The 13,093-nt window shown below is 66.2% G+C and carries 11 protein-coding genes and 1 tRNA gene; 6 read left to right on the top strand and 6 right to left on the bottom strand.

What is annotated here, in order from left to right:
• Positions 1–48 precede the first annotated feature (48 nt).
• Together IVA82_RS26895 and acs are read right to left on the bottom strand one after the other, a co-directional pair.
• A complete protein-coding gene (locus IVA82_RS26895) occupies positions 49–564 on the bottom strand; it encodes a L,D-transpeptidase (RefSeq protein WP_247381040.1) in 516 nt (171 codons plus the stop codon).
• Positions 565–970: 406 nt separating this feature from the next.
• A complete protein-coding gene (acs, locus tag IVA82_RS26900) occupies positions 971–2,923 on the bottom strand; it encodes an acetate--CoA ligase (RefSeq protein ID WP_247493636.1) in 1,953 nt (650 codons plus the stop codon).
• A gap of 406 nt (positions 2,924–3,329) precedes the next feature.
• Between acs and IVA82_RS26905 the strand changes: the two genes are divergently transcribed.
• Positions 3,330–4,499: a DNA topoisomerase IB gene (locus IVA82_RS26905; protein WP_247391520.1), complete on the top strand. Its 1,170-nt coding sequence runs from the start codon at positions 3,330–3,332 to the stop codon at positions 4,497–4,499.
• 16 nt (positions 4,500–4,515) lie between these two features.
• Here IVA82_RS26905 and IVA82_RS26910 read toward each other — a convergent pair whose 3' ends face one another.
• Complete coding sequence (locus IVA82_RS26910; RefSeq protein ID WP_148743912.1) at positions 4,516–4,971, bottom strand: SRPBCC family protein; 456 nt, start codon at positions 4,969–4,971, stop codon at positions 4,516–4,518.
• Positions 4,972–5,073: 102 nt separating this feature from the next.
• On the opposite strand from IVA82_RS26910, the gene IVA82_RS26915 reads away from it, so the two are divergent.
• Positions 5,074–6,153, top strand: coding sequence for an adenylate/guanylate cyclase domain-containing protein (locus IVA82_RS26915; protein WP_247391522.1), 1,080 nt, complete (start codon positions 5,074–5,076; stop codon positions 6,151–6,153).
• Between the two features lie 105 nt (positions 6,154–6,258).
• Here the strand turns inward: IVA82_RS26915 and IVA82_RS26920 are convergent, their stop codons facing one another.
• The 3 genes from IVA82_RS26920 to tsaD form a co-directional block, all read right to left on the bottom strand.
• Complete coding sequence (locus IVA82_RS26920) at positions 6,259–6,672, bottom strand: EVE domain-containing protein (RefSeq protein ID WP_247391524.1); 414 nt, start codon at positions 6,670–6,672, stop codon at positions 6,259–6,261.
• A 115-nt stretch (positions 6,673–6,787) separates the two neighbouring features.
• Positions 6,788–7,768, bottom strand: a complete 981-nt coding sequence (locus IVA82_RS26925; protein WP_247391533.1) for an NAD(P)H-dependent glycerol-3-phosphate dehydrogenase — start codon at positions 7,766–7,768, stop codon at positions 6,788–6,790.
• A 2-nt stretch (positions 7,769–7,770) separates the two neighbouring features.
• A complete protein-coding gene (gene tsaD / locus IVA82_RS26930; protein WP_247391534.1) occupies positions 7,771–8,844 on the bottom strand; it encodes a tRNA (adenosine(37)-N6)-threonylcarbamoyltransferase complex transferase subunit TsaD in 1,074 nt (357 codons plus the stop codon).
• A gap of 151 nt (positions 8,845–8,995) precedes the next feature.
• On the opposite strand from tsaD, the gene IVA82_RS26935 reads away from it, so the two are divergent.
• The 4 genes from IVA82_RS26935 to IVA82_RS26950 all read left to right on the top strand — a co-directional run bounded on the left by IVA82_RS26935 (position 8,996) and on the right by IVA82_RS26950 (position 12,960).
• Positions 8,996–9,742, top strand: a complete 747-nt coding sequence (locus tag IVA82_RS26935; RefSeq protein WP_247391538.1) for a uroporphyrinogen-III synthase — start codon at positions 8,996–8,998, stop codon at positions 9,740–9,742.
• Between the two features lie 77 nt (positions 9,743–9,819).
• Positions 9,820–11,025: a hypothetical protein gene (locus tag IVA82_RS26940; RefSeq protein WP_247391535.1), complete on the top strand. Its 1,206-nt coding sequence runs from the start codon at positions 9,820–9,822 to the stop codon at positions 11,023–11,025.
• A 35-nt stretch (positions 11,026–11,060) separates the two neighbouring features.
• Entirely contained in the window at positions 11,061–12,785 is a 1,725-nt protein-coding gene (locus tag IVA82_RS26945; protein ID WP_247391536.1) for a heme biosynthesis HemY N-terminal domain-containing protein, read from the top strand.
• Positions 12,786–12,884: 99 nt separating this feature from the next.
• Positions 12,885–12,960 (top strand) — tRNA-Thr (locus tag IVA82_RS26950).
• The last annotated feature ends 133 nt before the right edge of the window (positions 12,961–13,093 follow it).

Here is a 13,093-nt window from a genome sequence, read left to right on the forward strand (position 1 = left end):
CCGCGTCGTTCGACGCGGCTCTTGCTGTTCTGATCTGATTTCCGGCAATCAGCGCGCCACGACCACCGTCGTGCCGACGGAGACGCGGCTGTAGAGATCGCTGATGTCGTCGTTGAGCATGCGGATGCAGCCGTAGGAAACGAAGCCGCCAACCGAGCCCGGCACGTTGGTACCGTGGATGGCATATTCGCCGCCGGCCAGCGTCATGGCGGCGACGCCCATCGGATTGCGCGGCGATCCGCCCGGAATGACGTCGGGTATGCTCGGCTTGTCGCGCTTCACCTCGGCGGGCGGCGACCAGGCCGGATTGCGGTACTTGCCGTCGATGCGGGTGGTGCCAGCCCACTGCTTGCCGGATTTGCCGACGCCAACGGGATAACGGACGGCGTGACCGTTATCGAGGATGAGATAAAGCCGTCGCTCGCTGGTTTTGACCACGATCGTACCCGGCGAATAGTCAGCCAAGTGTGTGCCCACCATTTCCGGCCGCGCCTGCGCCGCCGTCGAGATAAAGACCCCTGCTCCGATGGTGGCGGCCAGCGCCACCGCGATCCGCATCGACATCAATGTCTCCCCTTGCCCGAACGGGTCGTCCAAAATTACGCAGCACCCGGCAATTGCCCGCTCGCCCCGAACATTCTTAACCGCGTCCATTAACCGGATGGTTTCCACGCGCGGCCGCCGAGGGCCGGTCAGCAGGGGGAACAAAGGAAATGTTCGAAATAAAGTAAATAACCTGAAAACAACACTCGGCGGGAAAGATGCGGGTGACGGCGGGACGCGCCCTGACAAGCGTGTGAGGTATGAACGGTGGCTATTTCAGAGGGCGTCAGCGCCCGTGCAGCCTCCTGTCCCGGACGCGGCGCGGCACGCAAGTGACGCGCCGCTGAGCCGGGACCATCTTCCCACGGGCATAATGACGTAGGCATGTGCCTCGGCTGCGCAGCGTCCGTAGCACGAGGCCGGAGCCTTACGCCGATGCCTGCTTCTTGTTCTGCCGGTTCTTGACAAGATCGTCGACCACGCCGGGATCGGCCAGCGTCGAGGTGTCTCCCAGGCTGCCCGGCTCGTCTTCGGCGATCTTGCGCAGGATCCGGCGCATGATCTTGCCGGAACGGGTTTTCGGCAGGCCAGGTGCGAACTGGAGCTGGTCGGGCGAGGCGATCGGGCCGATCTCCTTGCGCACCCAGGTGACGAGCTCCTTGCGCAGCTCCTCGGTCGGCTCGACGCCGGCCATCAGGGTCACATAGGCGTAGATGCCCTGGCCCTTGATGTCGTGCGGGAAGCCGACCACGGCCGCTTCCGAGACCTTCTCGTGCGCCACCAGCGCGCTCTCGACTTCCGCGGTGCCCATGCGGTGGCCGGAGACGTTGATGACGTCGTCGACGCGCCCGGTGATCCAGTAATAGCCGTCGGCATCGCGCCGGCAGCCGTCGCCGGTGAAATACTTGCCCTTGTAGGTCGAGAAATAGGTCTGCTCGAAGCGGTCGTGGTCGCCATAGACGGTGCGCATCTGGCCCGGCCATGACCGCGTCAGGCAGAGATTGCCTGACGTCTCGCCGTCCAGCACCTTGCCGTCGGCATCGACGATTTCAGGCGCAACGCCGAAGAACGGCTGCGTCGCCGAGCCCGGCTTGAGCCTGGTCGCGCCCGGCAGCGGCGTGATCAGGATGCCGCCGGTCTCGGTCTGCCACCAGGTATCGACGATCGGGCAGCGGTCGTCGCCGACGACGCGGTGATACCACTCCCAGGCTTCCGGATTGATCGGCTCGCCGACCGAGCCGAGCAGGCGCAAGCTGGCGCGCGAGGTCTTCTTCACGGGGTCGTCGCCCGACTGCATCAGCGCTCGGATCGCTGTCGGCGCGGTGTAGAAGATGTTGACCTTGTGCTTGTCGATAACGTTCCAGAACCTGGAATTGTCCGGGTAGTTCGGCACGCCCTCGAACATCAGCGTGGTCGCGCCGTTGGCCAGGGGCCCGTAGAGAATGTAGCTGTGGCCGGTGACCCAGCCGACGTCGGCAGTGCACCAGTAGATGTCGCCGTCGTGATAGTCGAAGACGTATTGGTGCGTCATCGCGGCGAACACGAGATAGCCGGCCGATGTGTGCAGCACGCCCTTGGGCTGGCCAGTCGAGCCCGACGTATAGAGGATGAACAGCGGGTCCTCGGCGTGCATGTGCTCGGCCGGGCATTCGGTCGTCACCATCGCCGCCGCCTCGTGATACCAGAGGTCGCGCGTCGGGTTCATGTCGATCTTGCCGCCGGTGCGCTTGACCACGACGACCCAGTCGACGCCATCGGCCTTGGTGAGCGCCGCGTCGACATTGGCCTTCAGCGGCACCTTCTTGCCACCACGCAGGCCTTCGTCCGCGGTGATGACCACCTTGGACTGGCAGTCGTTGATGCGCTGGGCGAGACTGTCGGGCGAGAAGCCGGCGAACACCACGGAGTGGATCGCGCCGATCCGCGCGCAGGCCAGCATCGCGTAGGCGACTTCCGGAATCATCGGCAGATAGATGGTGACGCGGTCACCCTTCTTGACGTTGCGGGTGCGCAGGATGTTGGCCATCCGGCAGACCTCGTCGTGCAGCTCCTTGTAGGTGATGTGCCGGGATTGCGAGGGATCGTCACCTTCCCAGATGATTGCGGTCTGATTGGCGCGGCTGTGAAGATGCCGGTCGATGCAGTTATGGGCGACGTTGAGGACTCCGTCCTCGAACCATTTGATCGAGATGTTGCCGGGTGCAAACGAGACGTTCTCGATCTTGGTCGGCGCCTTCATCCAGTCGATACGCTTGGCCTGTTCGGCCCAGAATCCGTTCGGGTCCGAGAGCGAGCGGGCGTACATCTCCTGGTACTTGGCATGGTCGATCCAGGCGCGCTTCGCCCACTCCGCAGGGACGTCGTAGATCTTCTCGGACATGTTTTCTTTTCCCTCCACATACGGCAAGCCGAACGCAAGCGACGGGCAAGCCGATTTGATCTTGAACTGATTATGCGTCGGGCTAACCGGACCCGACAAGGACCACAAGCTGGACCTTCGGCGGTCCGCCGGCCATGCGAAGGATCAAGCTGGCCAATTGTGACTGTCGCAGATCTGAAACAGGCTGGAGCCTGCCTTTCGGTTCTTTACCCAATCCCCGGAATGGCCTCCGCAGGGGCTCCTTTGCATCCGCGAGCGGTATTTAGAAACCGCCTCTCACCGATTCGGGACTCGCAATACGGTTCGGAACACCCTAAATGGCCAACCCGGGCCCACAGAGGCCCATTGGAACAAGAATCAGAACAGCGGCATTGACCGGTAACAGGCAGGGCTAAGGCATAACACTATGATGGATCAGCAGAATCTCGGGACGATACGGCCCGCTTCAGCCGATCCTGCCGATATTGCACTGGCCAAAGCCCTCGGACAATGGCCGAAACCGGCCACTTTCAGGCGTCCCAGCCCGAAAAAGGCCTTCGACACGGCGCCTGCGGTGACTGTCGAGGCGCTGGCCAAGGAACTGGGCCTGCGGCTCGGCGACCAGAACGAGCTGACGATCCGGCGCATCAAGCGCGGCAAGGGCTACTCCTTCGTCCGCCCCAACGGCGCCCATATCCGCGACGCCCGCACCATCCGCCGGCTACATTCGATGGCGGTGCCGCCGGCCTATCGCCAAGTGCGCTATTCGGCCGATCCGAGCTCGCATCTCCAGGCAGTCGGGCGCGATGCCGCGGGCCGGCTGCAATATCGCTATCATGCCGATTGGGAAAAGGTCCGCGAGCAGCGCAAGGCGCACCGACTGGAAAAGCTCGTCGGCGCCTTGCCAAAAATCCGGCGCAAGGTCTCGATGTTCCTGTCGGGCGATGAACCGACGCGCGAGTTCGCCCTCTCGGCCGTAATCGAGCTGATCGCTCGCACCGCGATCCGCCCGGGCAACGAGTCCTATGCCCGTCTCAATGGCACCCGCGGCGCCACCACGCTGCTGAAGTCCAACGTCTCGCTGGAAGACGACTGTTTCGTCCTGACGTTCAAGGCGAAGGGCGGCAAGGCAGTGCGGAAGGAATGCGACGCGGCCAAGCTGGTGCGCGCGATCGGCATTCTGCAGGGCGTGCCGGGCAAGCGCATGTTCCAGTATCGCGATGCCTCCGGCACCGTGCGGGCCGTGAACACCACGCAGGTGAACGCGTTCCTGCGCGAAATCGCCGGCATCAAGATTTCGCTGAAGGATTTCCGCACCCTGATGGCCTCTGCGGTCGTGGTGGAATCGCTGTCGCGGATCACGCCGGCGATTAGTCAGCGCGGCCGCAAGAAGCAGGTGCTGGACGCGATCCGGGCCGCCGCCGATCAGCTCTCAAACACGGCGGCGATCTGCCGCAAGAGCTATGTGCACGACACCATCGTCACCGCCTTCGAGGACGGGATCCTCGAACGCTTCGCCGCGACCATGAAGGGCCAGCGCTCACAAGCCAGACGCGAGCAGCTTCTGGCGCAGGTGGTTACGACAGCGGCGGTCTGACCCCGCGCTTCGCTAGCTAGGCCTCGTCGGCCAAACCCTTGTCGGGACCCGGATCGCTGCCCGCAGCTGCAATCGTGAGGCGCTCCAGATAGTGCGCCCACCCCTTGGCGTGGGCGGCCGCCTGTTCTTCGGTCGGCAAGCCGCTATGGGTCATGCGGAGCAGCGTGCCGCCGTCGCGTTCGATCAGATCGATCTCAATCAGGCTCGAGCCCGGCGGCACCTCCTGGCCGGCCTCCCATCCGAATGTGTAGGCCAGACGATGCACCGGCACGACCTCGCGGAAGGCGCCGCGAGCGATGCCGCCGCGCGGGCCGATGCCCTTGAGCAGATAGAGCCCGCCGGGATGCGGCTCGGTGGTCGCATCGGACCCCATCCAGCTCAGGATTTTCTCGGGATCAGTCAAATAGGCGAAGACGGTGGCACGCGGAGCCGCAATCTGGGTCTCGCGTCGCACTACGAACGGTTCGGTCATCGGCGATCATCCCTAGGCTCACACTGGCACATGGCGGCGCCAAAGCGGCTCGTCAAGGATTGCCCGTGACAAAGCGGGCCTGTCTTCGCCATCATCGGGGCCATGCAACTCTCCCCGACCCTCGCCTGGCTTGTCGACGCCGCCTCCGATGCCGCCGGGGCCGACCGTCTGCTCGCGGAACTCGGCGCCCACCTGGTCGCCGACGGCGTTCCGCTTGCGGCCGGCGCCCTGACGCTGGAGGTGCCACACCCGCTGATCGCGAAGCGGACCTGGTTGTGGCGCGCGGCGAGCGGCCAGGTGATCGAAGCGCTGGGCTTTGCCCCCGGCGGACTGGCGCCCGACCCGCCCAACGATGCCGGTCGCCGCTGGCTGCGGGGCACCGCGCGTGGCGAGGTGCACGAAGACGTCGTTGGCCGCCATGATGGGCCGCTGCTCGGTTGGATCGGGCCGCGTCCGTTCACCCCACGCGAAATCGATCAACTGCGCCAGGCGGCGCGCTTTGCCGCGACGCCGCTCGCTCTGCTCGCCGCGCGCGCCACGTTGCGGGCGACGCTGGATGCCTATCTTGGCAAACGCAGCGCTGCGCGGGTACTGGCGGCGCCGTTGCGGCGCGACCTCGGCGAGACCATCCAGGCTGCGCTACTCTATGCCGACCTGCGCGGCTTCACGACATTATCGGAGACCAATCCGCCCGCCGATGTCATCGCGGCGCTCGACGCCTGGTTCGACCGCATCGCCGGTGCGGTTCACGCCTTCGGCGGCGAGGTGCTGAAATTCATCGGCGACGGCGTGCTGGCGATCTTCCCGGTGGTCGACGCGGAGCGGCGACGTGCCTGCGATTCAGCCTTGCGTGCGGCAGGCGCGGCCAAAGCCGGAATGGCCCATCTCAATGAAGAGCGTCGCAGCCAGGGGTTGCCGCCCCTGGCGTTCGGCGCAGCGCTTCATCTCGGCGAGATGTTGTGGGGCAATATCGGTGCCGCCGATCGGCTGGATTTCACGGCGATCGGCCCCGCCGTCAACCTTGCCAGCCGGCTCGAAGGATTGTGCAAGCCGCTTGGCCAAACCGTGCTGGTGTCGGGGACGCTTGCTGCCGAGACGGACATCCCCTTGGTCACGCTCGGGATGCATTCACTACGCGGCATCGCCGCGCCATGCGAGGTCTTTGCGCTGCCGGACAGTTGAGCACGGACCCGTAGCCCGGATTTCGCTTAAGCGAAATCCGGGATCGTGCCACACGAAGACTTTCCCGGATTGCGCTTCGCTCCATCCGGGCTACAGCAGCTTCAATTAAAGCCCGCCCATCTTGCAGACGAGCTTCCACTCCTCCGCCGTCACCGGCTGCACCGACAGGCGCGAATATTTCACCAGTGCCATGTCGGCGAGCTTCTTTTCGGCCTTGACCGCGGCCATCGTCACCGGCGTCTTCAAGGGCTTATCCGCCTTGATGTCGACGCAGACGAATTTTCCGGTCTTGTCGGTCGGGTCCGGATAGGCCTCCTTGATGACTTCCGCGATGCCGACGATCTCCTTGCCCTCGTTGGAATGATAGAAGAACGCCCTGTCGCCCTTCTTCATGTTCACGAGATTCTGGCGCGCGGTGAAATTGCGCACGCCGGTCCAGGCCTCGCCCTTGGCGCCCTTGGCCACCTGCTGGTCCCAGGACCACACCGACGGTTCGGATTTTACCAACCAGTAGTTCATCGTGCGCCCTATCCGTTCGTCATGGCCGGGCTTGCCCCGACCATCCACGTCTCTGCTTCCGTGTTCAATATCAAGACGTGGATGCCCGCGACAAGCGCGGGCATGACGGAAGATGTCATTCCTCTGCCTTGAAGGGGCGCGTCAATAGCCCGTCGATCGCAGCATCGATCGTACTCCTGCCGCTCAGGATCGACGCTACCGCTTCTGATACCGGCATCTCGATGTTTTGCGAAGCTGCGAGCTCGATCAGCACGGGTGCGGTGAACTCGCCCTCGGCAAGCTTGCCGGCGGGCGCCTGCTCGCCGTGGCCGAGTGCGAGGCCGAGCGCGAAATTGCGCGACTGCGGGCTCGAACAGGTCAGGATCAGATCGCCGAGCCCCGAGAGACCGGCAAGCGTCTCGCTGCGCGCGCCGAGCGCGCGGCCCAGCCGTGAAAGTTCGGCAAAGCCGCGAGTCGTGAGCGCGGCCTGGGCGGAGGCCCCGAGCTTGCGCCCGACCGCGATGCCGACCGCGATCGCCAGCACATTCTTGGCCGCGCCGCCGATCTCGACGCCGCGGATATCGGTGGAGTGATAGGGCCGAAACGTCGGCGAACCCAGTGCCTGCACCAGCGCGCTCGCCAAGACCTCATCTTTCGCCGCAAGCGTCACCGCGGTGGGCAGGCCACGCGCGACGTCGTCGGCGAAGCTCGGGCCTGACAGGATCGCGGGACGGGCATGGGGCGCGGCCTCCGCAATCACCTCGGTCATGAATTTGTGCGTGCCGTGCTCAATGCCCTTGGCGCAGGCCACGACCGGCGTCGGCTTTGTCAGATGCGAGGCCAGCATGTTGACCGTGCCGCGCAGATGCTGCGCCGGGGCGGCGACCAGCAGCATGTCCGCGCGTGCGGCGACAGCAAGATCGCTCGTGACGACGGTCTCCGGCGCAAGCCGCACGCCGGGCAGCCGCGGGTTTTCCCGGCTCGCTGCAATTCGCGTCGCGTGGTCCGCATTGCGTGCCCAGAGCGTCACGTTCCGCCCGGCGCGCGCCGCCACCGTCGCCAGCGCCGTACCCCACGCGCCCGCACCGATCACCGCGACGGATTGGAAGGTATCCATCGCTAGAACCCCGCGCGGGTGTTGCCGTAGCCCACTGGTGCCGTGGCGTTGGCGTCGAGCAGCCAGCGCGCGCGGGGCTGCGCGTCCATCGTGTCGGTCATGCCGAGCGCGAGACGTTCGGCGCCCGCCCAAGCGATCATCGCGCCATTATCGGTGCAGAGTGCGGGCGGCGGCATGATCAGTTGCGTCCTTGCCTGCCTGGCAACGTCATGCAAGGCGCCGCGGATCGCCTGATTGGCGGCGACGCCTCCAGCGGCAACCAACGCATGCGGTGGGCCGAACTGTTCACGGAAAAGTCTCAGGCCGACGCTCAGCCGGTCGGCCGTCGAGTCCAGCACCGCGGCCTGGAAGCTGGCGCAGAGGTCGCTGACATCCTGCGGCGTGATCTCCGTGATCCGGCTCGCTTCGTTGCGCACGGCGGTCTTCAATCCCGACAGCGAGAAATTGGCATCGGGGCGTCCCTGCATCGGCCGCGGCAACGCAAAGCGCGCGGCATCGCCGCTCGCCGCCGCGCGCTCGACCTGCGGGCCGCCCGGATAGGGAAGGCCGAGCATCTTTGCGACCTTGTCAAAGGCCTCGCCGATCGCGTCGTCGACGGTGGTGCCGAGCCGCACATATTGGCCGACGCCGGTGACCGCGACGATCTGGGTGTGGCCCCCGGAAGCGAGAAACAGACAGTAGGGAAATTCGATACCGTCGGTCAGGCGCGGCGTCAGCGCATGGGCTTCCAGATGGTTCACCGCGACCAGGGGGGTGTCATGCACCATCGCGATCGCCTTGGCGGTGGTGAGCCCGACGATCACGCCGCCGATCAGCCCGGGACCTGCGGCAGCCGCGACGCAGCTCAGCTGGGCGAAGCCGATGCCGGCCTCGCGCATGGCCCGGTCGATAATGCCGTCGAGCAGGTCAACATGGGCACGCGCGGCGATCTCCGGCACGACGCCGCCGAAACGGGCATGCTCCTCGACCTGCGACCACACGATATTGGACAGAATCTTGCCGCTGCCGTCGGTTGCGCGCTCGATCACCGCCGCGGCGGTCTCGTCGCAGGTGGTTTCGATGCCGAGTACCAGCATTGGCGAATTGCTGTCCAATTTGCGCCCTTGCGCTGATCCGTAAAGCAGAGTTCTGGTACGTCCGGTAGCATTCCGGGGGCGCCCTGCGCAATTGCCGCGCGCAGCCGTCCTTGTGGGAAGCGTCACGACGATGCGCCGGGGAACACGAGCGATGTCCATTCTTGTCACACGGCCGCAATCCGACAATGAGGCGACGGCGGAAGGTTTGCGTGCACGGGGCCATTCGGTGCTGTTTGCGCCGGTGCTCAAGTTCGAGCCGGTCGCTTTCCATGATGAAAGCGAAGCCGATTACGAGGGCATTATCGTCACCTCGGCCAACGCGATCCGCGCCGTCGCGCCGCAACTGCAGAACCGCGAGCTGTTACGGCTGCCGCTGTTCGCGGTGGGCGAACACACCGCTGCTGTCGCGCGCGATGCCGGTTTCGCCAGGGTGATCATCGCCGGCGGCGATGCCGCGGCATTGCGCGACAAGGTGGTGCAGAGCGCCCGTGACAAGGTCGTGAAGAAAAGAAGCACGCTACTCTATCTGGCAGGCGCGGACTTGTCGCGCGATCTCGGCGGCGAGCTCGGTGCCGAAGGATTCAATGTGATCACGCAGACCACCTATCGCATGACCCCGGTCAAGCACTTGCCGCGCGAGGTCTGCGAGGGGCTTGCCGCCCACGGAATCAGGGCGGTGCTGCATTACTCCCGCCGCAGCGCGCGGGCCTTCCTGGAGGCGGCACAAGACGAGGGTGTCGAAATTTCGGCGCTGGCGATACCGCAATGCTGCCTGTCCGAGACGGTCGCGGGCGTGTTGCGCGAGGCCGGTGCGTCGCAGGTTCTGGTGGCGGCGACGCCGGATGAAAATGCCTTGTTTGACGCCTTGGAGCGTGCTTTGCGGACCCGTTTGGCGTAAGAGGACGGGCCGAATCCGGCGAAATCGGGTCCGCCCGAAGATCCGTGCAGGGCATGTAAGTTTGAGGAACCGTCACGATGGCCGACGACAAGCCTGAAGATGCAGGATTGGCCCGCGAGTCCGGCCGCGCCAAGCGCACCCCGCCCACCATCGACCTCGAGGCGACCGAAGTCTCCACCCAGCCGCAGGACGCGGCGGGCGAGCCGGAGGCTCAGCCAGCGCCTGAACACGCCGAGCCTGAACCGGCAAGATCCGAGAAGGCTGAAGCCGAGCCCGAGCGCAGCGAGGCGCAGGCCGCCATCGCGTCCACACCAGTGTCGCCCTGGGTCGTTGCGCCAATCTCCGGCGCGGTGGCAGCAGCGATCGTGATCGCGGTCGGCTGGATGCTGGGCTGGCCTGCGGTGCAGGCGCCGCCCGCCGCTCCGCAAGTGACGAGCGCGACTGTCGATGCCCTGAGCGGGCGCGTCGCAATTGTCGAAGCCAAGGCCGGCAAGCCCGCGGCCGATCCCGCCACGGTCGCGCGGATCGACGCGCTGGAAAAGTCCCTTGGCGCCTTGCGCAGCGACATCGCCAATCTGCGGACGCAGTCCGACAAGACCGCGAGCGCGTTGAACGAGGTGAAGTCGGCGCCGCGGGACGGGGCCACGTCTCCCGATCTCGCCGCGCTTAATGATCGCATCACCCAGCTCGAGCGCGCCAGCAAGTCCGAGCGGGCCGAGCTCGCGCAACAGGGTGAGAAGATCGCGAGCGCGCCGACGATGGATGACAAGCCGCTGCGCCACGTCGTGGCGGCAGCCCTGCTCGATGTCGCCGTTCGCCATGGCGATCCCTATGCACCGCAGCTCGCCGCGGCGCGGTCGCTTGCGGCCGATCCCGGCATGCTGAAGCCGCTCGAGGTATTTGCGTCGTCAGGCATCCCGACACCAGTGGCGCTGAGCCGCGAGCTCCTCAACATCGTGCCAAAATTGTCGCCGCCGGCGGAGACGCCAGCCAGCGGTGCCGGCATCGTCGAGCGCCTTCAGGCCGGCGCGTCAAAGCTGGTTCGTATCGAGCGCACCGACGGCGTCGGCAACGATCGCGGCGCTATCGTCGCACGAGTTACGGCGGCGGCGCTCCGCAACGATTTCGTCGAAGCGCGGCGCGAGCTGAAGGCGCTGCCTGAGGCCGATCTCGCCCCGGCGCAAGCCTGGCTGGACAAGGCCAATGCGCGCGATGCCGCGCTCGCCGCGTCCCGCAAATTCGCCGACGATGCCATGGCGGATCTCGCCAAGCCTGCTCAATAAGATTCGCGCAACAATCCGCGCGTATAGGGATCGCCATGCTTCGCATCGTCCTGTTCCTCGTTCTGATCGCGCTGGCGGCGGCCGGCGCGGCCTGGGTTGCCGACCAGCCCGGCGATCTCGTCCTGACCGCGGGCGGTTTCCGCGCCTCAACGACGCTTCCCAGGTTCGTGTTTTTGCTTGGCCTCTTTGCCGCGGCGGTCGTGCTGGTCTGGAGCATCCTGACGACGATCTGGCGTACGCCGGGGCGCCTGCGTCGCCGCCGCCACGAAAAGCGTCACGCGCGCGGCCGCCATGCCATCACCCACGGCCTGCTGGCGATCGGCCATGGCGACACCGCGCTCGCCCGCCGGCACGCGGAGGCGGCGCGGCGCCATGCGCCGAACGACCCGCTCGCGCTACTCCTGCATGCGCAATCGGCCCAGCTCGAGGGCAATCGCGACGAGGCGCAGCGTGCCTTCCGCGCCATGGCCGAGCGCGAGGATACGCGGCTGCTCGGACTGCGCGGCCTGTTCATCGAGGCGCAGCGCGCCGACGATGCGGTCGGCGCCGTGATGATCGCGGAGGAAGCGATCAAGCTGTCGCCGTCCTCGACCTGGGCCTCGCATGCGGTGCTCGGCTTCCGCTGCGCGCGGGGCGACTGGAGTGGCGCCCTCGGGATTCTCGATTCGAACCTGTCCGCGGGCCTGATCGACAAGCAGGCCTATCGCCGGCAGCGCGGCGTGCTGCTCACGGCGCGTGCGCTGGAATTGGAAACCATGGACCGCGACGTCGCGCGCGAAAGCGTGATGGAGGCCGTCAAGCTCGCGCCGACGCTGGTGCCGGCTGCGGTGCTCGCCGCGAAATTCGAGAGCGAGGCGCACCAAGTGCGCCGCGCCATGAAGCTGGTCGAGGCGGCCTGGCTCGCCAACCCGCATCCCGATCTTGCCGACGCCTATGCGCATGTGAAGCTCGGCGATGCCGCGCGCCAGCGCGTGCAGCGCGTCGAGACGCTTGCGGCCAAAATCCCCAGTGACAAGCCCGGCTACGTCGAAGGCCAGCTCGCGATCGCGCGTGCCGCGATCGATGCCTCGGAATTCGCCCGCGCCCGCGAGGCGCTCGCGCCTTACGTCAACGATCCGACCCAGCGTGTCGCCCTGCTGATGGCCGAGATCGAGCGCACCGAGCATGGCGATGGCGGCCGTGCCCGCGCCTGGACCTTGCGTGCGGTCCGCGCCCGCCACGATCCGGCCTGGACCGCGGACGGCTATGTCAGCGACCGCTGGCGCCCGGTGTCCCCGGTCACCGGCCGGCTCGACGCGTTCCAGTGGCAGACGCCGGTTGCCAGCCTGCCCTCCGACAGAAGCACCATGATCGAGTCCTCGGCCTTCGAGGAAGCGATGCTCGCGGCCCCGCCACCGAAGCGAGTGACGGTCGTGAGCGGGAGCAAGGTGGAACCGGTCGCAGCTGCGCCGGCGATCGCCGAGCAGGACAATTCACCCCTGGAGGCCAAAGAGGAGACGGTGGTCACCGCCGAGCCGGCCAAACCGGCCGCCGAGCCCGCCGAATCATCGCCGCCAGCAGCAACGCCGGTGTTCCGGACCCGTGCCGATCTCGGCAAACCAGCACCCGTGCCGATCCCCGCCGTCATCCCGATTGTCCGCGCCCCGGATGATCCCGGCATCGATGACGAGGGTCCAAGAGATGAATTTACGGAACAAATCGGCACGCCCAAGGTCCAGGCCGGCGGGTGGCGGGGATTCTGGTCCCGCTGGGGCGCGTGAGCCGCATTTTGGGCCCCGCTTGTCCTTGCCAATTCGGGCCGTGCCCGATATCAGGAGCGCGCGTATCGGGGCCGGCATTGCCCAGGCCCGGCAGGGTTCGCCGCAATAGCTCAGTTGGTAGAGCACGTCATTCGTAATGACGGGGTCGGGGGTTCGAATCCCTCTTGCGGCACCAGCGCTCAAGTGTCCAGACCGGAGACATAGGTAACAGCTCGTACCTAAGACATGGGTGACAACCTCGTGCCGATCGGGTTGTCGGGCTGTTGCAAGGTCATTTACTCCAAAGTCGATCCCGTTGATCCCGGGTG

The sequence above is a fragment of the Bradyrhizobium sp. 142 genome (assembly GCF_023074015.1).
Classification (GTDB): Bacteria; Pseudomonadota; Alphaproteobacteria; order Rhizobiales; family Xanthobacteraceae; genus Bradyrhizobium.

Coding starts and splice junctions, on each gene's coding strand:
- IVA82_RS26895 (WP_247381040.1), bottom strand. CDS start 564: ATGTCGATGCGGATCGCGGTGGCGCTGGCCGCCACCATCGGAGCAGGG.
- acs (WP_247493636.1), bottom strand. CDS start 2,923: ATGTCCGAGAAGATCTACGACGTCCCTGCGGAGTGGGCGAAGCGCGCC.
- IVA82_RS26905 (WP_247391520.1), top strand. CDS start 3,330: ATGATGGATCAGCAGAATCTCGGGACGATACGGCCCGCTTCAGCCGAT.
- IVA82_RS26910 (WP_148743912.1), bottom strand. CDS start 4,971: ATGACCGAACCGTTCGTAGTGCGACGCGAGACCCAGATTGCGGCTCCG.
- IVA82_RS26915 (WP_247391522.1), top strand. CDS start 5,074: ATGCAACTCTCCCCGACCCTCGCCTGGCTTGTCGACGCCGCCTCCGAT.
- IVA82_RS26920 (WP_247391524.1), bottom strand. CDS start 6,672: ATGAACTACTGGTTGGTAAAATCCGAACCGTCGGTGTGGTCCTGGGAC.
- IVA82_RS26925 (WP_247391533.1), bottom strand. CDS start 7,768: ATGGATACCTTCCAATCCGTCGCGGTGATCGGTGCGGGCGCGTGGGGT.
- tsaD (WP_247391534.1), bottom strand. CDS start 8,844: ATGCTGGTACTCGGCATCGAAACCACCTGCGACGAGACCGCCGCGGCG.
- IVA82_RS26935 (WP_247391538.1), top strand. CDS start 8,996: ATGTCCATTCTTGTCACACGGCCGCAATCCGACAATGAGGCGACGGCG.
- IVA82_RS26940 (WP_247391535.1), top strand. CDS start 9,820: ATGGCCGACGACAAGCCTGAAGATGCAGGATTGGCCCGCGAGTCCGGC.
- IVA82_RS26945 (WP_247391536.1), top strand. CDS start 11,061: ATGCTTCGCATCGTCCTGTTCCTCGTTCTGATCGCGCTGGCGGCGGCC.